Origin of the sequence: Candidatus Pelagibacter sp. HIMB1495 (assembly GCF_052047955.1) — a bacterium.
Taxonomy (GTDB): Bacteria; Pseudomonadota; Alphaproteobacteria; order Pelagibacterales; family Pelagibacteraceae; genus Pelagibacter.
In genome coordinates, this window is record NZ_JBNAIQ010000001.1 from 1,097,474 (window position 1) to 1,123,242 (window position 25,769).

A 25,769-nucleotide genomic window follows, 5' to 3' on the forward strand; every position below is an offset into this window, starting at 1 on the left:
TTTTACAATGCCTTAAGATGCCGCTCTATCTGCATTTTTAGAATATGAGCTATTCTTTTTAATCTCATCTGAAATCATAAATGCTAATTCTAAAGCTTGGTTGGCATTCAATCTTGGGTCACAATGAGTATGGTATCTTGAAGAAAGATCTTCTTCAGAAATTTTTTGCGCTCCACCAATACATTCAGTTACATCTTGACCAGTTAACTCAATGTGAAGACCTCCTGCATAACTTCCTTCACTTTGGTGACATGCAAAGACATTTTTTACTTCATTTAGTACACTGTTGAATGGTCTAGTTTTGAAACCTGTTGCAGCTTTAATTGTATTTCCATGACATGGGTCGCAAGACCAAATTACATTCAATCCTTCTTTTTTAATTGCTCTAATTAATTTTGGTAAAAATTTTGAAACATTATCTGCTCCAAATCTTGATATTAAAGTGATTTTACCTTTTTCATTTTTTGGATTAATTCGGTTACATAGATTAATTAAATCATCTGGTTTTAAAGTTGGTCCACATTTAATACCAATAGGATTTTCAATTCCTCTACAAAATTCTACATGTCCTCCATCAAGTTGCCTTGTTCTGTCACCTATCCAAACGAAATGAGCTGAGGTATCATGGTTCTCACCTGTAGTAGAATCTGTTCTAGTCATTGCTTCTTCAAAAGGTAATAATAAAGCTTCATGTGATGTCCAAAAATTCACAGTGTATAATCTATTATTGAAATCTGATGTAATTCCACACGCTCTCATAAATGCTATCGCATCTGCAATTTTATCCTCTAGATCTTTAAATTTTTTGGCTTCAGGACTTTTTTTAATATAACCTAAATTCCATAAATGAACTTTGTTTAAATCTGCAAAACCTCCTTTTGAAAATGCTCTTATAAGGTTTAGAGTTGATGCAGATTGAGAATAAGCTTTAAATAATCTTTTTGGATCAGGAATTCTTGCTTTTTCAGTAAATTCCATTCCATTTATGTTGTCACCTAAATAACTAGGAAGCTCCACACCATCTTTATTTTCAACTGGAGAACTTCTTGGTTTTGAAAATTGACCAGCAATTCTTCCAACTTTCACAACTGGTAAAGAAGCTGAATAAGTTAAAACTAAAGACATTTGCAAAATTAATTTAAATGTATCTCTTAAATTATCAGGATTAAATTCAGCAAAACTCTCTGCACAATCCCCACCCTGAAGTAAAAATGCTTTTCCATCTACAACATCAGCTAATTGATCTTTTAGGTGCCTAGTCTCTCCAGCAAATACTAAAGGTGGAAAAGTTCCAATTTTATCTAAAACTTTATTAAGTTCTTTTTTATCTGGATACTCCGGTATGTGTTTAACCGGATATTTTCTCCAACTATTTTTTTTCCAATTTTTCATATTCAACCTAGAGGTGTTTTAGCAGAGTTTAAACTTTATTCAACTGTGACTGATTTAGCTAAGTTTCTGGGCTTATCTATATCATAACCCATTTTCAAAGCCGAATAATATGCAAGCTTTTGAAGTGGAATTGTTAGAAGGAATGGTAATAAATCGTCGTTTGTATTTTCTACTTCAATAGTTTCCCAAATATTTTCTGAATAAATCTCGTCTTTACTTTTGTTTGTAATTAAAAGAACTTTAGCACCTCTTGCTATAACTTCCTGCATGTTGGAAATTGTTTTTTTATAGTAATTGTCTCTTGGTGCCAGAACAACAACTGGCATCCCCTCTTCTATTAAAGCAAGCGGTCCATGTTTCATTTCACCAGCTGGATAACCCTCTGCATGAACATAAGATAATTCTTTCAATTTCAACGCTCCTTCCAAAGCTATTGGGAAAGAGAAACCTCTTCCAAGAAACATAGATCCTTTAGCTTCATTGAATGTTGAAGAGATTGCTTGAATATCATTATCTATTAATAAAGTTTTTTCTATTAAGCTTGGTAGGTTTTTAAGATCTTTAATTTTTTCATGATAATTTTTTTTATCAATTTGACCAGACAAAGATCCAATTTTTAAAGCTAAAATATATAAAACAAGTATTTGACCTAAGAAAGCTTTTGTAGATGCAACCCCAATTTCAGGTCCGCAGTGAATTGGTAACACAAAATTTGAGTCTCTTGCTATTGAGCTTTCAATTACATTAACTACAGCGCATGTTTTCATGTTATTTTTGTTACAAAGATCCAAGGCTGCATAAGTATCTGCTGTTTCACCAGACTGCGAAACAAAAATATATAAACTTTCCTTTTTAAATCTGTTTTTTCTATATCTAAACTCTGAAGCTATATCGATATTAACATCTAATGACGTTAATTCTTCAAACCAATATTTTGCCATTAAGCAAGAATGATAAGCAGTACCACAACCAATTAAAGTAACTGATTTAATTTCGTTGATTTTCCATGGAAAATTGAAAATATTTATCTCATTATTTACATTATCTAAATATTCTTTAATTCCAGTTTTTATTGTTACAGGCTGTTCTTCTATTTCTTTAGCCATAAAGTGTTTAAAGTCACCTTTATCATAAGTTGATTCATTAGATGATAACTCTAAAATTTTTTTATTAATTTTTTTGCCCTCTTCATTATAAAAATGAACCTGATCTTTTTTAACAATACAAAACTCTCCATCATCAAGATAAGTAATTTTGTTTGTCATAGATTTTAAAGCATATGAGTCTGACCCTAGGTAATTTTCATTAGGACCATAACCAACAGCTAATGGTGATCCTCTTCTTGCACCCACAATTAAATCTGAAATATCTTTAAAAATTATACCTAATGCAAAACTTCCATGAAGTTGTTTTAAAGTTTTGGTAATTGCCTCTTCTAGTTCCATAGTTTTTAAATTTTCTGTAATTAAATGAACAATTACCTCAGTATCAGTCTGAGATTTAAAAGTATGACCTTTGTTAATTAAATGTTTTTTAAGAATTGTTGAATTCTCTATAATTCCATTATGGACAACAGATACATTATCTGATGAATGTGGGTGGGCATTAATACTATTTGGAACTCCATGAGTAGCCCATCTGACATGGCCTATCCCTATATTTCCTTTTAAAGATTTTAGATCAAAGTTTTGCTCTAAATTATCAACTCGTCCTTCAGATTTTACCTCATTAATTTCACCATCAAATAAAGTTGCAACCCCAGCAGAGTCATAACCTCTATATTCAAGTTTTTTTAAAGAATTTATAATATTTGCAGAAACAGATTTGTTGCTAGATATTCCTATAATTCCACACATAATTTATTTTGACTTTCTCTTATAATTTTTAATTTCTACTTGTACAGATCTAGTTAGTGCTAGGGATTTTTTTTTAACATTTTTTGTTATTACAGACCCTGCACCAACAATACTTTCTTTATCAATCTTTACAGGTGCTACTAGAGATGAATTTGATCCTATAAATACTTTATCTTTAATTACTGTCTTACTTTTTTTTACACCATCATAATTACAAGTAATTGTTCCAGCACCAACATTTACCATATTACCAATGTCGCTATCTCCTACATAAGATAAATGATTAATTTTTGATTTATTTCCAACAGTTGATTTTTTAATCTCTACAAAATTACCTACTTTTGAACCTTCTTTAAGAGTTGTATCAGGTCTAATTCTTGCATAAGGACCTATCTCAACTTTATTTTCTACCTTGCAAGATTCTAAATGCGAAAAAGATTTAATGACTACATTATTTCCTATTTTAACTTTAGAACCAATTACCACATATGGTTCGATTATAACTCCTTTTCCAATTTTGGTATCACCTGAAAAAAAAATAGTTTCAGGACCTATCATTTTAACACCAGCTTTTAAAAACTTATTTCGAAGTTTGTTTTGATTATTTTGCTGTTTTGTAGGTTTCATCTAGATTTTCTTTACATTAAGTATATATGTTAATTAATTCACAAATTATTTCTTTAAAATACTTTTAATATGAAACAAAAATTTACAGTATTATTTGATTTAGATGGAACATTGGTTGATACAGCACCAGATTTAATGCTTGCTCATAATCATGTAATGAAAAAATTTGGATATCCTACCAAATCACTAGATGATTTAAAAAGTTCAGTTGGAAAAGGTGCTGGCGCTATGATTGGCAGATCAATATGGAGCCAAGCAAAAAAAGAACTGACCAGTATTAATGAAAAAGTTAAAAGTGATATGACTGATGAGTTCATATCTTATTATGGTAAAAATATTTTAAGAGAAAGTGTTTTAATTAATGGCACAAAAGATTTTTTAAATTGGTGTAAAAATGAAAATATCTCTATGGCTGTATGTACTAACAAAACTGAGCATCTAGCAGTTGACCTTTTAAAAAAAATTGGAATTTATGATTATTTTGAATATGTAGCGGGGTACAATACATTTGATTATTGTAAGCCTGATCCAAGACATTTGACTACAGTTATAGAAATTTTAGATGGTGATTTAAAAAAATCTATTATGATTGGAGATAGTGAAACAGATGCTAATTCTGCAAAAGCTGCAGATATTCCAATGATATTGCTTGAGGATGGATACACTGAAAAAAAAACTGATGAAATATACCATAATCACCTAATAAAAGATTTTGTTGGTATCGAAAAAATCATATCTGAATATCTTTAATATTGATTAATTTATTTTAGCTATTAAAACAAAATTACTTATAAGGAGTTATTTTGTTACTACACACAGTTAAAGTTTTTCCATCAAAAATTCATTTACCTAAGAAAAAACAACTTGCCTGGAAAATTGCAGAAATTGCAAGTGATAATGCTAAACTAAATAAACAAGCAGTTGAAATGGTGATCAATAGGATTATTGATAATGCTTCAGTTGCTATTGCTTCTTTAAATAGGAGACCAGTGGTTTCATCTAGAGAAATGGCTTTGAAGCATTCTAGAAAAACTGGAGCAACTCTTTTTGGAGTTAATTCAAAACTAAAATTTGATTGTGAATGGGCAGCCTGGTCAAATGGAACTGCTGTGAGAGAACTTGATTTTCATGATACTTTTTTAGCTGCAGATTACAGTCACCCTGGTGATAATATTCCCCCATTACTAAGTGTAGCTCAACAAAATAAGAAGAGTGGTTTAGATTTATTAAGAGGTATTATTACAGCATACGAAGTACAGGTAAATTTAGTTAAAGGGATTTGTTTACACAAACATAAAGTAGATCATATTGCTCACCTAGGTCCAAGTGTTGCTGCAGGATTAGGATCCATGTTAAAATTAAATACTGAAACAATTTACCAAGCAGTTCAGCAAGCACTTCACACAACTATTTCTACAAGACAATCAAGAAAAGGAGAAATTTCTAGCTGGAAAGCATATGCACCTGCACATGCAGGGAAACTAGCAATAGAAGCTGTTGATAGAGTTATGAGAGGTGAAGGCGCCCCAAGTCCAATTTATGAAGGTGAAGATAGTGTAATTGCAAGGATACTTGATGGTAAAAAAGCAAAATATAAAGTTCCTTTACCCAAAAAAGGAGAGAGTAAAAAAGCTATATTAGAAACTTATACAAAAGAATATTCTGCAGAGTATCAATCTCAGGCCTTAATAGATCTTGCAAAGAAATTAAAAACTAAAATACCAAATTTAAATCAAATCAAAAAAATAGATATTTACACAAGTCATCATACACATTATGTAATTGGAACAGGTGCAAATGATCCACAAAAAATGGATCCTAATGCAAGTAGAGAAACATTGGATCACTCTATTATGTATATTTTTGCAGTCGCTCTAGAAGATGGTGATTGGCATCATGTAAAATCTTATACAAAATCAAGAGCTAATAGAAAAAGTACTATTAAGATATGGAATTCAATAACAACCTATGAAGATAAAAAATGGACAAAAAAATATCATGATCCAGATCCAAAAAAGAAATCTTTTGGAGCAAAAGTTGTTGTTACATTGAACAATGGGAAAAAAGTAGCTGAGGAACTAGATAAAGCTGATGCTCATCCATATGGAGCAAGACCATTTAAAAGAGAGAATTATATAAATAAATTTTTAACTCTAACAGATGGCATTTTAGATAAAAAAGAGAGTGATCGTTTTTTAAGAAATGTTCAAAATCTAAAAAACTTAAAAGCTGGACAATTAGATAAACTAAATATTGAGATTAAAAAAAGTAAGTTAAAAAGAAATTTGAAAAAAGGAATTTTTTAATGCACTTTGTTGAAAAAGAACCAAGCCAAAAAAGAATAGATTTTGACCAAAAACTTAAATCAAATAAAATTCTGAGGGTTCCTGGAGCTTACAATCCTCTAACAGCTAAATTGATTGAGGAAATTGGTTATGATGCAGTTTACGTATCAGGAGGTGTTATGGCTAATGATCTTGGTTTTCCTGATATTGGTTTAACAACACTTCAAGATGTGAGTACTAGATCTTATTTAATATCTAGGGTAACAAATCTTCCAACAATAGTTGATATAGATACAGGATTTAAATCTTGTAAAGAAACTATAGAGACTTTTGAAGAGTTTGGGCTAACTGGTGTTCATTTGGAAGATCAAATCGAAAGAAAAAGATGCGGTCATCTAGATAATAAAGAACTTGTTTCAACAGAGGCCATGGTTTCAAAAATAAAAGAATGTGTTGCAACAAAAAAAGATCAAAATTTTAAAATTATAGCACGTTCAGACGCAAAAAGTGTTGAGGGAATTGATAAAATGATTGATAGATGTAAAGCGTATATTGATGCTGGAGCTGAAATTATATTTCCTGAAGCTTTACATGATGAAAAAGATTTTGAAAAAGTAAGAAAAGAACTTTCATGTTATTTGTTAGCTAATATGACAGAATTTGGTAAATCCAAATTATTTAACTATAAAGAGTTAGAAAACCTTGGCTATAATATTGTCATATATCCAGTAACTACACAAAGGCTAGCAATGAAAAACGTTGAAGATGGATTAAGAGACATTTATGCAAATGGACATCAAAATAATATAATTGATAAGATGCAGACAAGAAAAAGATTATATGAATTGGTAGAATATGAAAAATATAATTCTTTAGATGAAAAAATTTATAATTTTAGTACAGAAGGACATGAATAATGAGTGATGATATAAAAAAAGGTTTACTTGGAATTGTTGTAGATGAAACTGAAGTTTCAAAAGTTATGCCAGAGATTAATTCTCTGACATATAGAGGTTATGCTGCTCAAGATTTATGTGAATATTGCAGATTTGAGGAAGTCGCTTATTTAATTTTAAACAAAGATCTACCTAACACTATTCAATTAAGACAATTTGAAAAAGAGGAGAGAAATAATAGAGAGCTTACAAAAAATTTATATGAAATTATAAAACACATGCCAAAAAAATCTCATCCGATGGATGTTGCAAGAACAGCTGTTAGTGTAATGGGATTAGAAGATAAAGAAACATCTAACTCTACTCCAGAAGCCAATATGCGAAAAGCATTAAGAATTTTTGCAAAAACTCCTACTGCTCTTGCTGCTTTTTACAGAATTAGAAGTGGTAAAAAAATAATTAAACCTAAAAAGAATTTAACTTTTGCAGAAAACTTTTTCTATATGTGTTTTGGAAAAGTGCCTCAAAAAGAAATTGTTAAAGCATTTGATGTTTCTCTAATATTGTACGCTGAACATAGTTTCAATGTATCAACTTTTACTGCTAGAACAATTACAAGTAGTTTATCTGATATTCATGGAGCAATAACTGGTGCAATTGCTAGTTTGAAAGGTCCATTGCATGGTGGTGCAAATGAAGAGGTAATGCACATGATGAACAGAATTAAAAAACCAGAAAATGCTCTAAAATGGATTAATAACGCTCTTAAAAATAAAGAAGTAGTTATGGGCTTTGGTCATAGAGTTTATAAATCAGGAGATTCTAGAGTTCCAACTATGAGAAATTATTTTGGTAAAGTTGCTAAACTTAAAAAAGATAAAAAGTTTGAAAAGATTTATGACATCGTTGAAAAAGTAATGATCAAAAAGAAAAATATCCACCCTAATGTCGATTACCCTACTGGTCCGATGTATCATTTAATGGGTTTTGACACAGATTTTTTCACACCTATATTTGTTATTTCTAGAATTACTGGTTGGTCAGCACATATTATGGAACAACATGCTGCCAACAAACTTATTCGACCGCTTGCTAAATATAAAGGTAGCAAGCATCGAAAAGTAATGGAATTAAATTACAGATAATACAGTTATATTTATTAACTAAATGCTTCTGCCCAAGTTCCTTGGGTTGATGCTTTAGAATATTCTGTAGCTCTTCCTTCAAAGAAGTTCATGTGCTCTACAGCATTTAACATTGTATCTAACCAAGTTAATGGATTTTTATCAATGTCATAGATCGCTTCTAATCCTAATTGATCTAATCTTCTATTTGCAATAAATCGAATATATTTTTTAATATCATCTGCAGTCAAACCTTCCATTGGACCCATTTGAAAAGCCAAATCAATAAAAGCATCTTCATGCTCAACAATTGTTCTGCAAGCTTCGTAAATTTCTTTTTTCAATTGAGGTGTCCATGTTTCAGGATTTTCTTTAATGAAATCTTTAAATAATCTGATCATCGAATTGCAATGCAATGTCTCATCTCTCACAGACCAAGTAACAATCTGACCCATTCCTTTCATCTTGTTATGTCTTGGGAAGTTTAACAAAATTGCAAAACTTGCAAATAACTGAAGACCTTCTGTGAAAGCACTAAATACAGCAATTGTTTTTGCAATATCATGATTTGATTTAACATCAAAACCTTGCATGTAATCGTATTTATCTTTCATTTCTTTATACTTCATAAATGCTGAATACTCAGACTCTGGCATACCAATTGTATCTAACAAATGTGAGTAAGCAGCAATGTGAACAGTTTCCATTGAAGCAAAAGAAGACATCATCATTAATACTTCAGTTGGTTTAAATACATTCATGTAATGTCTTATATAACAGTTGCTAACTTCGACATCTGCTTGAGTAAAAAATCTAAAAATTTGTGTTAATAGATTTTTTTCTGAAGTTGAAAGATTTTTTTGCCAATCTCTCACATCATCTCCAAGTGGAACTTCTTCTGGTAACCAATGAATTCTTTGTTGTGTTAACCATGCATCATAGCACCATGGATATCTGAAAGGTTTGTAAACTGGGTTTGCAACAAGCAATCCATTATTGTTTTTTTGTGGTTGAATAATTTCTGACTTAACTTTTTCTGCTACTGACATGATAAACACTCCTCGTACTCTGGTTCACTATTTTCGGTTGATTTATTTTTATACACATTAGCCATGATGTCTGTTGACTTAGAGTCGTTAACATTCTCAGCTCTTTGAATTGATTTTGATCTACAATAGTAAAGGCTCTTTAAACCTTTCTTCCACGCATCAAAATGAATTTTATGTAATTCTTTTTTATGAACATCTGCAGGTAAAAATAAGTTAACTGATTGAGCTTGTGAAATAAAAGGAGTTCTATCTCCACTCAATTCAATTATCCAGCTTTGGTTAAGTTCAAATGCAGTTTTAAATACATCTTTTTCTAAATCAGTTAAAAAGTCTAAATGGTTAACTGAGCCCTGGTTTGTAGTAATACTAGACCACGTTTCCTCATCATTTTTACCGTGACTTTCAAGTATTTCTTCAAGATATCTGTTCCTCACATTGAATGAACCAGATAAAGTTTTATGAGTATAACTATTTGCTGCAATAGGCTCTACTCCTGGAGAAGCTCCTCCACAAATAATAGAAATTGATGCTGTTGGTGCAATTGCAGTTTTATTAGAAAATCTTTCTTGATAACCATACTCTGCAGCATCAGGACACGCTCCTCTTTCTTCAGCTAAATCTTTAGAAGCTTGATTAACTTTTTCGTGAATGTTTTTAAATATTTTTTTATTCCATGATTTTGCCATTACAGACTCAAGTGGAATTCTATTTTTCTGTAAGAAAGAATGGAAACCCATCACACCCAAACCAACACTTCTCTCTCTTTCAGCAGAGTATTTAGCGTCTTTAAATTGTTCGGGAGCTTTGTTAATGAAATCAGATAACACATTATCCAAAAATCTCATTACATCACTAATCATATCTGGATCATCTTTCCATTCTTCATATTTTTCTAAATTTAAAGATGATAAACAGCACACCGCTGTTCTATCTCTACCGTCTTTATCAATTCCTGTAGGAAGAGTTATCTCACTGCATAAGTTAGAAGTTTTAACAGTAAGATTTGCTAACTTATGATGTTGAGGAATTTGTCGGTTAACTGTATCTATATAAATTATATAAGGCTCACCAGTTTCAATTCTAGCAGTTAATAATCTTATCCATAAATTTCTTGCAGAAATAGTTTGTTGCACAGTTCCGTCTGCTGGACTTTTTAACGCCCACTGTTCATCTGTTTCAACTGCTCTCATGAAAGCATCTGAAACTAAAACACCATGATGTAAATTTAATGCTTTTCTATTTGGATCTCCGCCAGTTGGTCTTCTCATTTCAATAAACTCTTCTATTTCAGGATGATCGATAGGAAGATAACAAGCTGCAGAGCCTCTTCTTAATGAGCCTTGGCTAATTGCCATTGTTAAAGAGTCCATTACTTTAATAAAAGGAATTATTCCTGAAGTTTTTCCAACTCTGCCAATTTTTTCTCCAATAGATCTTAGGTTACCCCAGTAGCTTCCAATTCCTCCACCCTTCGCAGCAAGCCAAACATTCTCACTCCAAAGATCTAAAATTCCACCTAAGCTATCAGATGCTTCATTTAAAAAACATGAAATAGGTAAACCTCTTTTAGTTCCACCGTTTGATAAAACTGGTGTTGCTGGCATAAACCAAAGATTGCTTATGTAATTATAAATTCTTTGCGCATGTAAATTATCATCAGCATAAGTGCTTGCTACTCTTGCAAATAAATCTTGATAAGATTCGTTTAAACCAAGGTATCTATCTTTTAAAGTTGCTTTACCAAAATCTGTAAGATTTGAATCTTTAGAACGATCAATTTTAATTATTATACCTTTATCGTTTTGAAATAATTCTGTTTCATTATTTAAAGAAAATAAATCAGGCTTATTCGTTTTTGAAACTTCTTTAACTTCAGGGCTATATTCGGAGACAGCTTTCTTGAGGGCTTGAGATAGAATCTTGTTCATATTTGTTATTATATTATTTTAGTTTTGCGAAAACAACTATATGTTGTAGGCGCTTTGATTAAGTATACTAAATAAACGTTTAATCAATGGAACATTTATAGAACGCGACAATATGATTATCAATAAAAAAATAAAATTTTTTTAAAGAAATTAACATAAAAAGAGTAAGTAGTGGATAAATGAGTGAAAATTTAAAAATAGATCCTTATGGTTTTAGAGAATATGACGCCCGTTGGTTGTATGAAAAAGACATAAACTCAGCAGGAATCGAGAATCTCGGCAAAGGACTTGGAACACAAATAAAAAATCACACCAAAAAAGATTATCCTAGAATTATTGTTGGACATGATTACCGATCTTACAGTGAGGAAATAAAAACTTCACTTAAAAAAGGATTAAAGTCAACAGGATGTCATATAGAAGATATTGGTTTGTCATTATCTCCAATGGTTTATTTTGCACAATTTAATTTAGATGCGGATGCAGTTGCTATGGTTACAGCAAGTCATAATGAAAATGGTTGGACTGGTGTAAAAATGGGTATCAAAAAAGGCTTAACTCATGCGCCTGAAGAGATGAGAGAATTAAAAGAAATAACATTGAGTGAAAAGTTTTCAAAAGGTGATGGAAATGAAAAAGAAATAAAAGATTTCGATAAAATTTATAAAAATGACCTAATTAATAAAAACAAAATAAATAAAAAAATTAAAGCTGTAGTTGCTTGTGGCAATGGAACTGCAGGTGTTTTTGCACCAGATATCTTAAGAGGTATTGGGTGTGAAGTGATTGAGTTAGATTGTAACTTAGACTGGAATTTTCCAAAATATAATCCTAATCCGGAAGATTTAGAAATGCTTCATGAAATTGCTAAAGCGGTTAAAGAAAATAATGCTGATATAGGTTTCGGTTTTGATGGTGATGGAGATCGAGTTGGTGTTATTGACAATGAAGGTAACGAAATATTCTCTGATAAAATCGGTTTACTAATAGCAAGAAACTTATCTACTAAACACAAAAATTCTAAATTTGTTGTAGATGTAAAATCAACAGGTTTGTACGCAAAAGATAAAATTTTATTAGAAAACAATTGTGAAACAATTTATTGGAAAACAGGTCATTCACATATTAAACGTAAAGTTAATACTGAAAAGGCATTGGCAGGCTTTGAAAAAAGTGGTCATTTCTTTTTCAATCAGCCTTTAGGATATGGTTACGATGATGGAATAAATTCAGCCATTCATGTCTGTCATTTATTAGATAATGAAAATAAAAAAATGAGTGAAATAATTAATGAATTACCAAATACTTTTCAAACACCAACGATGGCGCCATACTGTAAAGATGAAGAAAAATATCAAGTAGTTGAAGAATTAGTTAAAAAAGTAGAACAATTAAAAAATAATAAAACTAAAATTGATGATCAAGTAATAACTGAAGTTCTTACAGTTAATGGTGTAAGATTTTCTTTTGAAGATGGATCTTGGGGATTAATAAGAGCATCATCCAATAAACCTTCATTAGTGATTGTAACTGAAAGCCCAACCTCAGATAATAGAAAGAAGAAAATCTTTGATTTTATTGACGATTTACTTCAAAAAACAGGGAAAATAGGCGAATACGATCAAAAAATTTAGCGCTTAATAAAGTTAATTTTCAACTAATAAGTGTTCATAAAACTGTAAAGAATCATTTAAAAAATTAGGTGAGGTGATGGAGGGAGACTGAAGTCACCTCTTTTTATTTTAGAGCTTTTCTTAATTTATCTACTATTACTTTTAGAGCTGTTTTAGAATAACTTTTTCCTTTAACAACCCATACTGATAATGGCCATGAACTATCTTTTTTACTTCTAGCAATAATATGTATATGCAACTGAGGAACAATATTTCCAATTTTTTCTACATTGAGCTTCGAAGTTTTAAATAATTTTTTCATTACTTTACTTGCATAAACAATTTCCTTCATTAGCAGAGTTTGATCTTTAGAATTAAGATCGCTTATGTCGGTAATCTTATTTCTTTTGGGAATTAGAATTATCCATGGAAATTTAGAATTATCGTTTAACCTAATAGTGCATAATTTAAGATCAATAAGATGATGTGAAGTCTTTAAAAATTTCCTATTTAACTTAAACGACATGCTTATAATTTAATATATTCGTAGAAAAACTTAACTGCTACGAATAGTAAGAAAATAGCAAGTAATTTACTAATTTTATTTTTATCTATTCTGTGAGCCGTTCTTGCACCTATTCTTGCCATAAAAGTTGTAATCGGAATGAAGATTAAAAAAGCTGGTACATTTAAAAATCCAATACTAAATGGTAAATTTGTTTTTAAATAACTTCCTGAAATAAAAAAACCTGTAGCACCAAATAGTGCAATTAAAAAACCAATCGCTGCAGCACTTCCAATTGCTTTATTAATTGAATAACCGAAAAATTTTAGGATTGGTACATTCATAACAGCACCACCTATACCTGTTATAGCTGAAATAAATCCAACAATCGCACCAAGTATTATTTTTAAATATAATTTCATTTCAGATATTACATTTTGCTCCTTTTCTTTAATTGTAAGTAAATAAATTCCTAAAAAGAAGATTACGATTGCAAAAAAAAGTACTAATGATTTTGTTTTGAAAGTTGCAGCAAATATTGTTCCCAAAACAACTCCTGCAACTACAAAAAAACCGTAGCTTTTAACTACATTAAAATCGACTGAATTAAATTTATGATGGGTTAAAACTGAAACTATTGATGTTGGAATTATTATTGCAAAAGAAGTTCCTACCGCTAAGTGCATTATATAAGCTTGATCAATTCCAAGTTTGCCAAATATGTAATAAAGAAACGGGACTGTTATTAAACCACCGCCGATACCAAAAAGGCCAGCTACAAATCCTACTGGAATTGCAGTCAAAACCATTAATAAAACTATATAGATATATTCATTTGCTAAGATTGAACTAAGCAGATTGACCTTCTCTCATATCAACATTGTTGTATTTAATTTTATCCATTATGTGATCAATTTTTTTTACATCAGCATCTCTCACGCACATATTTTCACTTAAATATCTTTTCCAATGACTAGCACCAGATTGGCCATGAAATAAACCTAATGTATGTCTCATAATTTGATTTAACCGAGTTCCTTTTTTCAGTTCATTTTTTACATAAGGAATTAACTGCTCAATAACATCTTGCCTACTAGGAATATCCTCATTATTAAAAATTTCTTTCTCAATATCTGCTAACAAATAAGGTGTGTGATAAGCAGCTCTTCCAATCATTACTCCATCTGTTTTTTCTAAATGTGGTTTAATTTGATCAACAGAAGTTATTCCTCCATTTATAATTATTTCTTCATTTGGAAAATCTTCTTTTAATTTATAAACAAACTCATATTTTAAAGGTGGAATGTTTAGGTTTTGTTTAGGTGTAAACTTACCAAGCATAGCCTTTCTTGCATGGATAATAAAAGTTTTAACACCTGTAGATTTTAGAGTAGATATAAAATTGTATAAATTTTCATAATCTTCGACACTATCATATCCAATTCTAGTTTTTATCGTTACAGGTAATTTTGTTTTTGATTGCATCTCATTTAAACAATCTGCAACTAAGCTTGGCTCTTTCATCAAACAAGCACCAAATCTATTTTTCTCTACTTTTCTACTTGGACAGCCTAAATTTAAATTAATTTCATCGTAGCCAAAGTCTTCTCCAACTTTTGTTGCCTCAGCAAGTAACTTAGGTGAAGATCCACCTAATTGAAGTGCTACTGGCTTTTCATTGATATTGAATTCTAGTAATTTTTTTTTATCACCTCTATTGATTGCTTCATCGACAACCATTTCGGTATAAAGAAGTGTATTTTTAGATATTAGTCTTAAAAAATATCGTTCATGACGATCTGTACAGTCCATCATAGGAGCAACTGATACTAACCTATTCATAAACTAAGACTTTATATTATTTTTTTATGAGTTTGAAGCTTCTGGATCTTCAGAAGCAACATCTGCTTCTTGATTTTCTGATTCTGAAACTTCATCTAATGAAACTTCACCTTGTTCATTCATAGTTTCTTGGCCAACTGAAGCGTCAACCTCAGGTGTAGCTGTTTCAGACAATTCGGCTAAATCTTCCTTTGATACTTGAATTTTTTCTGGAGTTTTTCTAGCTCTTTTAGATGGTAAAATTGGAGTACCACTTTTTGAAATTTCGCCTTTGTAAAGATTTTCAAAATCATCACCAATATCTTCATCATCCTCTACCCCATCATCAACTTGTTCAACATGTTTTCTAAGTTTATAAACAGCGCTTTCAGTTAAATCTGATACTTTAATTTTCTCTTCAGCAATTTCTCTTAAAGATATCACTGTATTTTTGTCATTATCCCTATCAATTGTTGGTTCTAAACCAGCATTAAGTTGAGTAGCTCTCTCTTTAGCTACTAAAACTAATTCATAAGGACTTTCTACTTTATCTATACAGTCTTCAACGGTAACTCTAGCCATGCGCAGTATCTATACAGTGAACCTTAAAAAATCAAGGAGTATTTTTTATAAATATTGAGGATTTAGCTTATTTTTCACTAAATAAAGGAGCAATATAGATAGCAAGATATAAGCACCTGATACAACAGCAATTTGTTCAATGCTAAACCCGAAATCAATAAGAATCCCAAATAAAGCTGTCCCAAAAGCAGTTGAAAATACCATTAGTGCTGTGGTTAGAGCTTTAATTGATCCAATATGTTTTACACCATAAATTTCTGCCCAAGTTGAAGAACCCAAAACATTAGCTAGACCATTCGAAATACCAATCAAACCTAGAAAGACAAAAGATGAAATTGGTGTTTCAAAATAAAATAATACAATTGTTGAAAAAAATAGTGGGATATTCATATATATTAGTAACTTACGACTAGAAAACTTATCAATTAAAAATCCCGATATAAATAATGTGATTACTGAAAAGGTTGAATAAGCCATAAACGATTGCGCAATAACATATGGCCCCCATCCTTTAGAGTTTGTTATAAAAGATTGATAAACAAAAGATCCAGTTGCTATCCATGGCATAGCTAACATGGTCATACAAATAATATAAAACCTGTAATCTCTAAGAACCTCAGTTCTTTTCCATTGTCTTATCTCTTTTGGTATCTCATTATCCTTTGCTTCTTCTCTAGTATCTAATTTTATTTCTCTTACCAGGGAATATGCAACAATAGGAAGAACTATAATTACGACAATGGATATTGAAATCCAAATATTTCTCCATTCAACAAATGTTAATAAAAAAACTATTAATACAGGCAAAATAAATTCTGCTAAAGATAATCCTAGCCACCCAATACTTAATGCTCTTCCTCTATTTTTTTCAAAAAAACGTGAAATTGTAGTTGTAGCTGTATGAGTTGTTAAACCTTGACCTGCTAACCGCATTAAAAAAATTCCAACAAATAAAAAAATTACAGATGATATTTTTGAAAAAACAAAACATGAAACTGATAGAAAAATAATCACGTAAGAAGCAAATTTTAAGATATTTACATCATCAATTTTCTTACCAATCCAGACAAGAACTATACTACTTAATAAAGTTGCTGATGCATATAATGAGCCAAATTGACCGTGGGTAATAGATAATGCATCTCTAATACTTGAATTAAACAATCCAAGAAAAAAACTCTGTCCAAAACTAGAAAAAAATGTAAAAATAAATCCAAATACAATTACTTTTAAACTTAAACTTTTAAACATAGAAAAAAATTATGACTTTTAATGTTGCTTTCATAGGTCTTGGGGTAATGGGCTACCCAATGGCTGGTTATATATCAAAAGCCGGACACAATGTAACTGTTTTTAACAGAACAAAATCAAAAGCTGAAAAATGGATTGGTGAATACAAAGGTAAAATGGCTGATACTCCAGCACAAGCAGCAGAGGGTGCGGATTTTATATTTACATGTGTAGGTAATGATGATGATTTAAGAGAAGTATCATTAGGTGAAAATGGATTATTTAAATCAGCAAAAGAAGGTTCTGTTTATATAGATAACTCAACTGTCTCTGCAGAAATTTCTAGAGAACTGTATGCTGCTGCTAAAGAAAAAGGATTTGGATTTTTAGATGCTCCTATATCTGGAGGACAATCTGGAGCAGAAGGAGGAATTTTAACCGTTATGGTTGGTGGAGATGAAGATGTATTTTCAAAAGCTGAACCAATTATTGATTGTTATAGCAGAAAAGTAAAATTAATTGGTCCATCTGGAAGTGGGCAACTAACAAAAATGATGAACCAAATGTGTATTGCTGGAGCAGTTCAAGGTTTATCTGAAGCAATTAATTTTGGTATAAATGCTGGTCTTGATATGGATATTGTAATGGAAACAATTTCAAAAGGTGCGGCTCAATCTTGGCAAATGGAAAATAGATACAGAACGATGACAGATGACAAGTTTGACTATGGATTTGCTATTGATTGGATGAGAAAAGATTTAAAAATTGCAATTGAAGAAGCAAAAAGAAATGGTTCACCAGTACCAATTACAGAAATCATAGATGGTTACTATGCTGAAGTTCAAGAAATGGGTGGTAATCGTTGGGATAGCTCTGCACTTATTGCTCGATTAAAAAAGAAAAAATAATCTGTGACTGATACTGTTCCTTATTATGAGGACTTTGTAGAGATCAAAAAGAAAATTTGGTCTATGTTAGACAATGCTGTCAAAGACAGAAGCTCACCTTTTAGAATACCTGTTTTTATATGTGGTAGCCAGTCTGATTTAGATGGTAGAATTGTAGTTCTTCGAAAATCAGATCATTCTAATAACTTACTTCAGTATCATAGCGATATTCGTTCAGATAAAATTGAAAAATTAAAATCAAACAAAAATGCAGCGATGTTATTTTATGATAAAGAAGAAAAAATTCAGGTTAGACTGAAAGTAGAGTGCACTATTAATCATAATAATGAAGTTACTAAAGAATCTTGGTCAAAAACCCAACACATATCTAGAAAATGTTATTTAGTTGATAATGGACCAGGAACTGAGTCTGATACTCCAACATCTGGACTGAAACCTGAGCTTGATAATTTTGATTACACTAAAGAACAAAGTGAAGAAGGATACAAAAACTTTACAGTTATTCAGTGCAAAATAAAATCAATAGAATGGTTATATTTGGCTGCTAAAGGTCATCGAAGAGCAAAATTCGATTTAGAAAATAATAAAGATACCTGGTTAGTACCTTAAATCCCTTTTACAATTATATTGCTTCCTTCAGAGTTTTGAAGACGAATATCTTTGACTGGTTTATACTCATCAGAGTGATACCACTCCAAAGCTTTTTCATATGATGGAAATTTAATGATTACTAATCTTGGAAAATTATCTTCTCCCTCTACTACTTGATATTCACCATTTCTAACAAGATATTCTCCCCCAAATTTTTTTACAATCTCTGTAACTTTAGCTACATATTCTTTATAGTTTTCTGGATTTGTTACTTTTAATTGAGCTATCACGTAACCTGCTGACATAATTACCTCTCCTTTTTAGTTATATTACTCATTATTCCAAAGCCAAGCTGCCCCTCTCACTCCACTTGAGTCCCCGTGTAAATTTTTTAAAACTTTCGTTTCTACTTTATTAGAAAAAGTATACTTAGGTATCAAAGACGGAATGTTTATATAAAATCTATCAATATTTGACATTCCTCCACCAAGAATTATGGCATCAGGATCAAAAATTCCTATCATTACAGCCATTAATCTTGCCATTCTATCTTCATATAAACCCAATTCTAAATTAGCTCTTGGATCCTTTTCTAAATCAAGTTTAACAATTTCTTCTGATGTAAAATTAGTGTCATATTTTTGATTGAACCTATCTTTAAAACCAATGCCAGACATAAATTGCTCAGCACACAAAGGTCTGCCGCAATTATTTGAGGGGCAACTTATCTTTATTTCTTGTTCTTCTTTAGTTGGATAAGGCAATGGTTGATGCCCCCAATCGCCTGCAATTTGATTTGATCCCTCAATAATTGATTTATTGTAAGATAATCCACCCCCAAAACCTGTACCAATAATTATACCAAAAATAGATTTATAATTTTTTCCAGCTCCATCTACTGCTTCAGACAATGTAAAACAATTTGCATCATTCATTAATCTTACTTCTCTATTTAAAGCTAATTCTAAATCTTTTTTAAAAGGTTTGTCATTTAACCAAAGAGAATTTGCGTTAGTAATTATTCCAGTTTGTCTCGAAGAAAATCCAGGTATTCCAATACCAACAGAACATACTTCTTTACTAATTTTATCAAATTCATCTACAAGCTTTTTTACAGTTTCAATTCCTGATAAATAATTTCTTTCATATGAATATCTTTTTCTTTCCAGCTGTTTGCCATCGTGATCTAAAAGAATACCTTCAATTTTAGTACCTCCGTAATCAATCCCTATTTTAAATTTACTCTTCATAAATTTAACTTTTAAAAAATAGATTTAGAATATTTCTTCCAGTTATTTTGATAGTGTTTGGTATTTTCCTCTACTGCTTTTTTTTCTTCCTCGGTAACTTCTCTTACAATTTTTCCAGGTGATCCCACTACTAAAGAATTATCCGGTATAACTTTATTTTCAGTTATTAGAGCTTTTGCTCCAATGATACAGTTTTTTCCTATATTTGCTTTATTTAAAATTACTGCTCCAATTCCAATTAAACTATTATCTCCAATGGTACATCCGTGAAGCATCACTAAATGACCTACAGTAACATTTTTACCTACTTTTAAGGGACAGCCAGGATCTGTATGTAAAACACTACCATCTTGAATATTAGATCCCTCACCTATGTGAATATTTTCTATGTCGCCTCTTAAAACGGCATTGAACCAAATGCTTGTATTTTTCTCTAATGTGACATCTCCAATTATAGTTGCATTAGGAGCTACCCAATTTTCGCCAGAGTTTTTTGGTTTTTTATCTTTTAAATCATAAAACATAATTTATATATTCTTACAGTATGCCAATACAAACTCCAATATGTGATTTTGGTCAAAAAGCTATTCCATTTGAATTAAAATCAACAGATAATAAAATTCTTTCGTTAGAGGATATCAAAGGAGAAAATGGAACTTTGATAATGTTTATTTGTAATCATTGTCCATATGTAAAAGCAGTTACAAAAGAAATAGTTGAAGATTGTAATGAATTAAAAAAAATTGGAATAAATTCAGTTGCAATCTGCGCAAATGATTCAGAAAATTATCCTGAAGACTCTTTTGAAAATATGATTAAATTTTCAAAAGATAATAATTTTAATTTTCCTTACTTAAACGACGAAACGCAAAATATTGCAAAAGCATATGATGCTGTCTGCACACCAGATTTTTTTGGATATAACAAAAATTTAGAACTTCAATATCGTGGAAGATTAAGAGAGTTAAGAAATCTTATACCTGTTAAAGAAGGTGAAAGTGACTTGTTAAAAGCTATGAAACAAATTGCTGAAACAGGTGAAGGTCCTAAAGAACAAATTCCTAGTGCTGGCTGTAGCATAAAGTGGAAAACTAATTAATGTATTTAATTGTTACTAGATCTTTTCCTCCTGAACTAGGTGGAATGCAAAGCTTAATGTGGGGTTTATCAAGAGAGTTATCTAAAAACTTTATGATAAAAGTGTTTGCAGATTATATTGATAATCATAAAGATTTTGATGAACAAGCTTCGTTCTCAATTGAAAGAGTTGGTGGAATAAAACTTCTTAGAAAATACAGAAAAGCTCAATTAATTAATGAATTTATTAAAGATAATAAAGTTGAAGGAGTAATTGGAGATCATTGGAAAAGTTTAGAATTAATTAAAACTTCCAAAAAAAAATATTGTCTTATTCATAGCAAAGAAATCAATCATCCTAAAGGATCCACTCAAAATAAAAGAGTTTTAAATGTTCTTAATAATGTAGAAAAAGTTATTGCTAACTCACAATATACCAAAAACCTTGCTATTGAATGCGGGGTTAATGAAAATAAAATTATTGTAATTAATCCTGGTGTTGATCCAGTTCAAGAATTAAACAAAAAATCATTAGAAAAAGTTGAAAGCTTACTAAAAGTTAAAACCCCAAGATTAATTACTGTTTCAAGATTTGATAAAAGAAAAAATCATGAAAAAGTGGTTATGGCTCTTAGAAATCTAAAACAAATTTATCCAGATATTGTTTATGTTTGTATTGGTTATGGTGATGAAGAAGAGAATATCAAAAAATTAGTAAAAGAACTAAATTTAGAAGAACAAGTAATGTTTTTTAAAGATATAAGTGATGATTTAAAAAATGCACTAATCGCTAAATCGAATTTATTTGTAATGCCTTCTATAATTCATAAAAAATCTGTTGAAGGGTTTGGAATTGCATATGTTGAAGCAGCACAATACGGTGTACCATCTATAGGCGGTAAAGATGGAGGTGCGGCAGATGCAATAGATCATGAAAAAACTGGTTTAATATGTGATGGAAATAATCTGGATGATATTTATTCTTCTATTAACTCAATGTTAGAAAATAAAAAATATTTAGAACATGGAAAAAATGCAAAAGAATTTGTGAATAAGTTTCAATGGTCAAAAATAATTGAAGAATACAAAAAGTTACTAAATTGATTTCAAATAATAAATTAGCAATTTTTTTAATTATAATCTCAGTTTTTTGTGGAACATTAATGTTAACCTTTTTAAAATTAGCACAAGAGGAAGTTAATGTTTATGTAGCAGGTTTTTTTAGATTTTTATTTGGTTTCCTGATTATTTTTCCTTATATGTTAAAAACTAAATTTGCAGTTTTTGAATCAAATCATCATAAAAAACATTTTCTTAGAGCGGTTTTAAACTTGCCTTCAATGCTTTTATATTTCTCAGCTTTAACGATGATGCCAATTGAAAAAGCTACTGCAATATCTTTTGTTGTTCCTTTCATAGTAACTATTTTGGCTGTTTTGTTTCTTGGAGAAAAAATTTATATCTACAGAAGTTTTGCGCTAGTTTTAGGATTTATTGGCATGTTGGTAATTTTAAGACCAGGTATAATTGATATCTCTATTGGAGTATATATGGCACTAGCATCATCATTTATGTGGTCAATAGTGATTATAATTACAAAAACTATAACAAAAGATGATAGTTCGATTACAATTTTATCTTATGGTTACTGTTATATGACTATTTTTAGTTTCCTTATTGCACTGTTTTTTTGGCAAACACCTAGTTTACAAACACTGATTTATTTATTTTTTGCAGGTCTATCTGGTACATTGTTACATCTTTGCATTAATCACGCTTATAAATTAGTTGATGTTAGCATGACACAACCCTATTCTTTTCTAAGTTTAGTATTTGCATCTCTAATTGGTTACTTTGTATTTAGCGAAATCCCTGATCTCTTCACTTGGATTGGTGCAAGTATAATATTTTTAGGAGTTATCATTATGTCTTATCGTGAAATGAAACTTAATAAAGAAATCATTAGAAAACGAATAGATATTAAATCTTAATTTTTCTTCTTAAAAGTTTTGTAAATATGCCAAACTACAATTAAAATTGTAGTAGCTAGGATACATGCAGTTAATGTTCTGTCCCACAAAAATTCCCAAGAACCATTACTTAACAATAAAGATCGTCTCAAGTTTTCTTCCATCAATCCACCAAGTACAAATGCTAATATCAAAGGTGGCATAGGGAAATCATATAATCTTAAAAAAGTTGCAACTACAGCTATCCCAATCATTAAATAAATATCAAAATTATTAAATGACATTACGTAAATTCCAGTGACAGAAAAAAATAAAATTAAAGGAATTAAGTAATTTTTAGGAACAGCAAGAATCCTAGCTATATAAGGAATGAGTGGTAAGTTTAATATAAGAAGAATTACCATTCCAATATACATAGACATAATTATTGACCAAAAAATTTCTGGATTGGTCATATAAAGTCTAGGGCCAGGCTGAACACCAAAACCTAAAAGAGCCCCAAGCATTACCGCTGTGGTTCCACTCCCAGGAATTCCTAAAGTAAGCATTGGTACAAAAGAACCAGAGCAAGCAGCATTGTTTGCTGTTTCTGGTGCTGACAGACCATTTACGCTTCCTTTACCAAATTTTTCTTTTTCCTCATCACTAACTACGTTTCTTTCCATTCCATAAGCCAAAAAGGAAGCAATTGTTGCACCAGCGCCAGGCAACACACCAATTAAAAAACCAATTACCGAAGATCTTGGGATTGTTTTGTACATTTTAGTTCGTTCTTCTTTATTGATTTTAATTGAACCAAGTTCAGTTAAAGAAACTTGTTTAGCTGCAGTTGTTGGATCATTTCTTTTTAAAATAATTGTTAAAGCTTCACTCATTGCAAAAGTTGCCATCACAACTAGTACAAAGCTAATTCCGTCAGTTAAGTTCATATTATTAAATGTATATCTTGTAATATCAGACAAACTATCTTGACCAACTGAAGCTAACATCAAGCCTAGAACAACCATCATCATTGCTTTTAAAAATTGTCCCTTAGATGAAAAAGCTGCAATAGCCGTTAAACCTAAAATCATTAAAGCAAAATAATCAGGAGATCTAAAAGATAAGCTTACTTTAGATAAGCTTGGTGCCATGAATAACAAATAAATTGCAGATAGTGTTCCACCTGCAAATGAGCTCCAAGCAGCAATTGCTAAAGCTTTCCCAGCCTTACCTTGCTGTGCCATTGGGTAACCATCAAATGAAGTTGCAACTGTTCCTGGAACACCAGGGGCATTTAACAATATTGAAGAAGTTGAACCTCCAAATACTGCTCCATAATAAACTCCAGCCATTAAAATTAATCCAGTTGCGGGTTCAAAACCATATGTAATAGGTATCATTAAAGCTATTGCAGTCATTGGCCCAAGACCAGGAAGCATTCCAATGATTGTTCCAAAAAAACAACCAACCATAACCATTAGTATATTATGGAGTGTAAGTGCTGTCGTTAGTCCAATTAGTATTCCTTCAATCATCCCATCACTCCAATTAGTTGTAGAAATGGATCTCTTAAATAAATATCAAGGATACCATGAAGCAAATACATAAAGGCAGCAACAAATGGAAAGGATAATAAAAACATTAAAATCCACCTTCGTTCTCCTAAAAAATAATATGAAGCAAATAAAAATAATGAAGTGGTTAAAAAATAACCAACTTTTAAAATTGTAGCTCCGTAAATAATTGCAATCAGTATAAGTATACCAGTTTTTTTATACTCTAAATTTTTATGCTCTACTTTAATTGTATTTGGGTCTGGTAAAATAAGTTTTAATCCAGAAAAAAATAATCCTGCATAACCTAAATAAATTGGAAATGTTCTAGCATTAAATGGAGCATTTTCATCGAATGTGAAAACTTGAATTTGATAGGCTAAATATAAATAAAATGCTGAAAAAATAAAAAAGAGCAGTGATATAATTTTTGTAGTATTTATATTCACTGCTCTAATTTTAATTTCTAACCAAAGGTTAGATAACTCCTAGTTTTTTCATAAGAGCTGTCATTTCTTCAGTTTGCTTTTCTAAGAAAGATACAAACTTACTTTCAGGGTTATAAATATTAACCCAAGCATTTCTTGCTCTCACTGTTTCCCATTCAGGAGTTTTTTGTACATCGCCAAGCATTTTTGCAATTGCTGCTTTATCAGCACTGCTCATACCTGGAGGGCCAAAGAAACCTCTCCAGTTAACGAATTGTACATCATACCCTTGTTCTTTAAGAGTTGGTGCATCTGGTGCATCAGAAACTCTTGAAGGAGCAGTAATACCAATAATTGTTACTTGGTCTCTTGCACCCATCAATTCACCTAAACCAGTTGAAATGATTTGAGTTTCTCCAGATAAAAGTCCAGCTAAAGCTTTTCCACCAGCATCATAAGGAATGTATGCAACAGCATTTGGATCTGCACCTGCAGCTTGGAATGCTAAAGCACCAATTAAATGGTCCATACTTCCTCTCACTGATCCACCAGCCATTTTAATTGAGCTTGGATCTTTTTTGTATGCATCAACTACATCTTTGAAGTTTTTGTAAGGTGAGTTTTTCGCAACTGCAATAGCACCGTAGTCACCAATTACGCCAGCAATTGGCACAACGTCTTTATAAGATAAAGTTCCACTACCTTTTACGTAACCTTCGTGTCTAGTAATAGATCTTAATACTAATGGTGTAGATTGAACTAAAACTGTGTTAGCAGGTTTAGTGTTAATCATGTAAGCAAGTGCTTTACCACCACCACCACCTGACATATTTTCAAATGATGCGCTTTTTAACATACCAGCTTTTGTTAAAGCTTCTCCAGTACCTCTAGCAGTTCCATCCCAACCACCACCAGCACCACCACCGATTACAAAGTGCAATTTATCAATTGCTACTGAGCTGGTAGTTGTTGCTGAGAATAATAGAATTGCTGAGAATAATACTGAAAATAGTTTTTTTATGTTTTTCATTATTTTCCCTCTCTATTTAATTTAATTGGATTTAATTTATTTTAATGAACGTTGTCTAAATAAATAAATACT

The 25,769-nt window shown here is 30.8% G+C and carries 25 protein-coding genes and 1 pseudogene; 10 read left to right on the forward strand and 16 right to left on the reverse strand.

Translation table 11 applies throughout. The annotated features are described in order from the left end of the window. Positions 1–12: 12 nt before the first annotated feature. From ACTTAW_RS05980 to ACTTAW_RS05990, 3 genes are read right to left on the reverse strand one after another with little or no spacing between them, the layout of a single operon-like run. A complete protein-coding gene (locus tag ACTTAW_RS05980) occupies positions 13–1,392 on the reverse strand; it encodes a class II 3-deoxy-7-phosphoheptulonate synthase (RefSeq protein ID WP_440651512.1) in 1,380 nt (459 codons plus the stop codon). A 35-nt stretch (positions 1,393–1,427) separates the two neighbouring features. Then, entirely contained in the window at positions 1,428–3,248 is a 1,821-nt protein-coding gene (glmS, locus tag ACTTAW_RS05985; RefSeq protein WP_440651513.1) for a glutamine--fructose-6-phosphate transaminase (isomerizing), read from the reverse strand. A 3-nt stretch (positions 3,249–3,251) separates the two neighbouring features. Further along, on the reverse strand, positions 3,252–3,875 hold the full coding sequence (locus tag ACTTAW_RS05990; protein WP_440651514.1) for a DapH/DapD/GlmU-related protein: 624 nt from the start codon (positions 3,873–3,875) through the stop codon (positions 3,252–3,254). A gap of 69 nt (positions 3,876–3,944) precedes the next feature. On the opposite strand from ACTTAW_RS05990, the gene ACTTAW_RS05995 reads away from it, so the two are divergent. Genes ACTTAW_RS05995 through ACTTAW_RS06010 form a run of 4 tightly spaced genes read left to right on the forward strand, consistent with a single transcriptional unit; the run spans position 3,945 to position 8,201 of the window. Further along, positions 3,945–4,625: an HAD-IA family hydrolase gene (locus ACTTAW_RS05995; RefSeq protein ID WP_440651515.1), complete on the forward strand. Its 681-nt coding sequence runs from the start codon at positions 3,945–3,947 to the stop codon at positions 4,623–4,625. A 53-nt stretch (positions 4,626–4,678) separates the two neighbouring features. Continuing rightward, positions 4,679–6,181 (forward strand): MmgE/PrpD family protein, encoded by a 1,503-nt coding sequence (locus ACTTAW_RS06000; protein WP_440651516.1) that lies wholly within the window; start codon positions 4,679–4,681, stop codon positions 6,179–6,181. Next, a complete protein-coding gene (gene prpB, locus ACTTAW_RS06005) occupies positions 6,181–7,077 on the forward strand; it encodes a methylisocitrate lyase (protein WP_440651517.1) in 897 nt (298 codons plus the stop codon). Before ACTTAW_RS06000 ends, prpB begins: the two co-directional genes overlap by 1 nt. Then, positions 7,077–8,201: a bifunctional 2-methylcitrate synthase/citrate synthase gene (locus ACTTAW_RS06010; RefSeq protein ID WP_262589057.1), complete on the forward strand. Its 1,125-nt coding sequence runs from the start codon at positions 7,077–7,079 to the stop codon at positions 8,199–8,201. Before prpB ends, ACTTAW_RS06010 begins: the two co-directional genes overlap by 1 nt. A gap of 14 nt (positions 8,202–8,215) precedes the next feature. On the opposite strand, the gene ACTTAW_RS06015 is transcribed toward ACTTAW_RS06010, so the two are convergent. Further along, positions 8,216–9,229 carry a ribonucleotide-diphosphate reductase subunit beta gene (locus ACTTAW_RS06015; RefSeq protein WP_440614253.1) on the reverse strand — a complete coding sequence of 338 codons (1,014 nt, stop codon included), beginning with the start codon at positions 9,227–9,229 and terminating at the stop codon, positions 8,216–8,218. Continuing rightward, positions 9,220–11,157 carry a ribonucleoside-diphosphate reductase subunit alpha gene (locus ACTTAW_RS06020; RefSeq protein ID WP_440651518.1) on the reverse strand — a complete coding sequence of 646 codons (1,938 nt, stop codon included), beginning with the start codon at positions 11,155–11,157 and terminating at the stop codon, positions 9,220–9,222. The genes ACTTAW_RS06015 and ACTTAW_RS06020 overlap by 10 nt, the downstream gene beginning before the upstream one ends. A gap of 179 nt (positions 11,158–11,336) precedes the next feature. Here ACTTAW_RS06020 and ACTTAW_RS06025 point away from each other — a divergent pair, with 179 nt between their 5' ends. Continuing rightward, entirely contained in the window at positions 11,337–12,791 is a 1,455-nt protein-coding gene (locus tag ACTTAW_RS06025) for a phosphomannomutase/phosphoglucomutase (protein WP_440651519.1), read from the forward strand. 103 nt (positions 12,792–12,894) lie between these two features. Here ACTTAW_RS06025 and ACTTAW_RS06030 read toward each other — a convergent pair whose 3' ends face one another. The 5 genes and pseudogenes from ACTTAW_RS06030 to ACTTAW_RS06050 all read right to left on the reverse strand — a co-directional run bounded on the left by ACTTAW_RS06030 (position 12,895) and on the right by ACTTAW_RS06050 (position 16,929). Beyond that, the gene (locus tag ACTTAW_RS06030; RefSeq protein WP_440651520.1) at positions 12,895–13,296 is read right to left on the reverse strand and encodes an HIT domain-containing protein; all 402 of its coding nucleotides are present in this window, start codon (positions 13,294–13,296) and stop codon (positions 12,895–12,897) included. A gap of 2 nt (positions 13,297–13,298) precedes the next feature. Next, positions 13,299–14,084, reverse strand: a complete 786-nt coding sequence (locus ACTTAW_RS06035; protein ID WP_440614249.1) for a sulfite exporter TauE/SafE family protein — start codon at positions 14,082–14,084, stop codon at positions 13,299–13,301. A gap of 40 nt (positions 14,085–14,124) precedes the next feature. After that, positions 14,125–15,117 (reverse strand): tRNA dihydrouridine(20/20a) synthase DusA, encoded by a 993-nt coding sequence (gene dusA / locus ACTTAW_RS06040; RefSeq protein WP_440651521.1) that lies wholly within the window; start codon positions 15,115–15,117, stop codon positions 14,125–14,127. Between the two features lie 180 nt (positions 15,118–15,297). Beyond that, a pseudogene (gene rpoZ / locus ACTTAW_RS06045) lies at positions 15,298–15,678 on the reverse strand (DNA-directed RNA polymerase subunit omega); the annotation flags it as partial. Between the two features lie 45 nt (positions 15,679–15,723). Continuing rightward, a complete protein-coding gene (locus ACTTAW_RS06050; RefSeq protein WP_440651522.1) occupies positions 15,724–16,929 on the reverse strand; it encodes an MFS transporter in 1,206 nt (401 codons plus the stop codon). A gap of 11 nt (positions 16,930–16,940) precedes the next feature. Here ACTTAW_RS06050 and ACTTAW_RS06055 point away from each other — a divergent pair, with 11 nt between their 5' ends. Together ACTTAW_RS06055 and ACTTAW_RS06060 are read left to right on the forward strand one after the other, a co-directional pair. Beyond that, the gene (locus ACTTAW_RS06055; protein WP_440651523.1) at positions 16,941–17,816 is read left to right on the forward strand and encodes an NAD(P)-dependent oxidoreductase; all 876 of its coding nucleotides are present in this window, start codon (positions 16,941–16,943) and stop codon (positions 17,814–17,816) included. Between the two features lie 3 nt (positions 17,817–17,819). Further along, on the forward strand, positions 17,820–18,425 hold the full coding sequence (locus ACTTAW_RS06060) for a flavin-binding protein (protein WP_440651524.1): 606 nt from the start codon (positions 17,820–17,822) through the stop codon (positions 18,423–18,425). Here the strand turns inward: ACTTAW_RS06060 and ACTTAW_RS06065 are convergent. The 3 genes from ACTTAW_RS06065 to ACTTAW_RS06075 are packed head-to-tail and all read right to left on the reverse strand — an operon-like array spanning position 18,422 to position 20,181. Further along, entirely contained in the window at positions 18,422–18,712 is a 291-nt protein-coding gene (locus tag ACTTAW_RS06065; RefSeq protein WP_440651525.1) for a DUF1330 domain-containing protein, read from the reverse strand. The two genes, ACTTAW_RS06060 and ACTTAW_RS06065, sit on opposite strands and share 4 nt — an antisense overlap. Positions 18,713–18,736: 24 nt before the next feature. Continuing rightward, positions 18,737–19,657, reverse strand: a complete 921-nt coding sequence (locus tag ACTTAW_RS06070; RefSeq protein ID WP_440651526.1) for an ROK family protein — start codon at positions 19,655–19,657, stop codon at positions 18,737–18,739. An 11-nt stretch (positions 19,658–19,668) separates the two neighbouring features. Beyond that, positions 19,669–20,181 (reverse strand): gamma carbonic anhydrase family protein, encoded by a 513-nt coding sequence (locus ACTTAW_RS06075; protein ID WP_428079902.1) that lies wholly within the window; start codon positions 20,179–20,181, stop codon positions 19,669–19,671. Between the two features lie 20 nt (positions 20,182–20,201). On the opposite strand from ACTTAW_RS06075, the gene ACTTAW_RS06080 reads away from it, so the two are divergent. Genes ACTTAW_RS06080 through ACTTAW_RS06090 form a run of 3 tightly spaced genes read left to right on the forward strand, consistent with a single transcriptional unit; the run spans position 20,202 to position 22,725 of the window. Next, on the forward strand, positions 20,202–20,756 hold the full coding sequence (locus tag ACTTAW_RS06080) for a thioredoxin family protein (protein WP_440651527.1): 555 nt from the start codon (positions 20,202–20,204) through the stop codon (positions 20,754–20,756). After that, complete coding sequence (locus tag ACTTAW_RS06085) at positions 20,756–21,838, forward strand: glycosyltransferase family 4 protein (RefSeq protein WP_440651528.1); 1,083 nt, start codon at positions 20,756–20,758, stop codon at positions 21,836–21,838. Before ACTTAW_RS06080 ends, ACTTAW_RS06085 begins: the two co-directional genes overlap by 1 nt. Then, a complete protein-coding gene (locus ACTTAW_RS06090; RefSeq protein WP_440651529.1) occupies positions 21,835–22,725 on the forward strand; it encodes a DMT family transporter in 891 nt (296 codons plus the stop codon). Before ACTTAW_RS06085 ends, ACTTAW_RS06090 begins: the two co-directional genes overlap by 4 nt. On the opposite strand, the gene ACTTAW_RS06095 is transcribed toward ACTTAW_RS06090, so the two are convergent. The 3 genes from ACTTAW_RS06095 to ACTTAW_RS06105 are packed head-to-tail and all read right to left on the reverse strand — an operon-like array spanning position 22,722 to position 25,697. Beyond that, the gene (locus ACTTAW_RS06095; RefSeq protein ID WP_440651530.1) at positions 22,722–24,221 is read right to left on the reverse strand and encodes a tripartite tricarboxylate transporter permease; all 1,500 of its coding nucleotides are present in this window, start codon (positions 24,219–24,221) and stop codon (positions 22,722–22,724) included. The genes ACTTAW_RS06090 and ACTTAW_RS06095 overlap by 4 nt on opposite strands. Continuing rightward, complete coding sequence (locus ACTTAW_RS06100; RefSeq protein WP_023855083.1) at positions 24,218–24,688, reverse strand: tripartite tricarboxylate transporter TctB family protein; 471 nt, start codon at positions 24,686–24,688, stop codon at positions 24,218–24,220. The genes ACTTAW_RS06095 and ACTTAW_RS06100 overlap by 4 nt, the downstream gene beginning before the upstream one ends. A 28-nt stretch (positions 24,689–24,716) precedes the next feature. Continuing rightward, a complete protein-coding gene (locus ACTTAW_RS06105) occupies positions 24,717–25,697 on the reverse strand; it encodes a tripartite tricarboxylate transporter substrate binding protein (RefSeq protein ID WP_440651531.1) in 981 nt (326 codons plus the stop codon). Positions 25,698–25,769 lie beyond the last annotated feature (72 nt).

Excerpts from the sequence above, each read along its gene's own strand:
- ACTTAW_RS05980 (WP_440651512.1), bottom strand. The coding sequence starts at position 1,392 with ATGAAAAATTGGAAAAAAAATAGTTGGAGAAAATATCCGGTTAAACAC.
- glmS (WP_440651513.1), bottom strand. The coding sequence starts at position 3,248 with ATGTGTGGAATTATAGGAATATCTAGCAACAAATCTGTTTCTGCAAAT.
- ACTTAW_RS05990 (WP_440651514.1), bottom strand. The coding sequence starts at position 3,875 with ATGAAACCTACAAAACAGCAAAATAATCAAAACAAACTTCGAAATAAG.
- ACTTAW_RS05995 (WP_440651515.1), top strand. The coding sequence starts at position 3,945 with ATGAAACAAAAATTTACAGTATTATTTGATTTAGATGGAACATTGGTT.
- prpB (WP_440651517.1), top strand. The coding sequence starts at position 6,181 with ATGCACTTTGTTGAAAAAGAACCAAGCCAAAAAAGAATAGATTTTGAC.
- ACTTAW_RS06010 (WP_262589057.1), top strand. The coding sequence starts at position 7,077 with ATGAGTGATGATATAAAAAAAGGTTTACTTGGAATTGTTGTAGATGAA.
- ACTTAW_RS06015 (WP_440614253.1), bottom strand. The coding sequence starts at position 9,229 with ATGTCAGTAGCAGAAAAAGTTAAGTCAGAAATTATTCAACCACAAAAA.
- ACTTAW_RS06020 (WP_440651518.1), bottom strand. The coding sequence starts at position 11,157 with ATGAACAAGATTCTATCTCAAGCCCTCAAGAAAGCTGTCTCCGAATAT.
- ACTTAW_RS06025 (WP_440651519.1), top strand. The coding sequence starts at position 11,337 with ATGAGTGAAAATTTAAAAATAGATCCTTATGGTTTTAGAGAATATGAC.
- ACTTAW_RS06030 (WP_440651520.1), bottom strand. The coding sequence starts at position 13,296 with ATGTCGTTTAAGTTAAATAGGAAATTTTTAAAGACTTCACATCATCTT.
- ACTTAW_RS06035 (WP_440614249.1), bottom strand. The coding sequence starts at position 14,084 with ATGGTTTTGACTGCAATTCCAGTAGGATTTGTAGCTGGCCTTTTTGGT.
- dusA (WP_440651521.1), bottom strand. The coding sequence starts at position 15,117 with ATGAATAGGTTAGTATCAGTTGCTCCTATGATGGACTGTACAGATCGT.
- ACTTAW_RS06050 (WP_440651522.1), bottom strand. The coding sequence starts at position 16,929 with ATGTTTAAAAGTTTAAGTTTAAAAGTAATTGTATTTGGATTTATTTTT.
- ACTTAW_RS06055 (WP_440651523.1), top strand. The coding sequence starts at position 16,941 with ATGACTTTTAATGTTGCTTTCATAGGTCTTGGGGTAATGGGCTACCCA.
- ACTTAW_RS06065 (WP_440651525.1), bottom strand. The coding sequence starts at position 18,712 with ATGTCAGCAGGTTACGTGATAGCTCAATTAAAAGTAACAAATCCAGAA.
- ACTTAW_RS06070 (WP_440651526.1), bottom strand. The coding sequence starts at position 19,657 with ATGAAGAGTAAATTTAAAATAGGGATTGATTACGGAGGTACTAAAATT.
- ACTTAW_RS06075 (WP_428079902.1), bottom strand. The coding sequence starts at position 20,181 with ATGTTTTATGATTTAAAAGATAAAAAACCAAAAAACTCTGGCGAAAAT.
- ACTTAW_RS06080 (WP_440651527.1), top strand. The coding sequence starts at position 20,202 with ATGCCAATACAAACTCCAATATGTGATTTTGGTCAAAAAGCTATTCCA.
- ACTTAW_RS06085 (WP_440651528.1), top strand. The coding sequence starts at position 20,756 with ATGTATTTAATTGTTACTAGATCTTTTCCTCCTGAACTAGGTGGAATG.
- ACTTAW_RS06095 (WP_440651530.1), bottom strand. The coding sequence starts at position 24,221 with ATGATTGAAGGAATACTAATTGGACTAACGACAGCACTTACACTCCAT.
- ACTTAW_RS06105 (WP_440651531.1), bottom strand. The coding sequence starts at position 25,697 with ATGAAAAACATAAAAAAACTATTTTCAGTATTATTCTCAGCAATTCTA.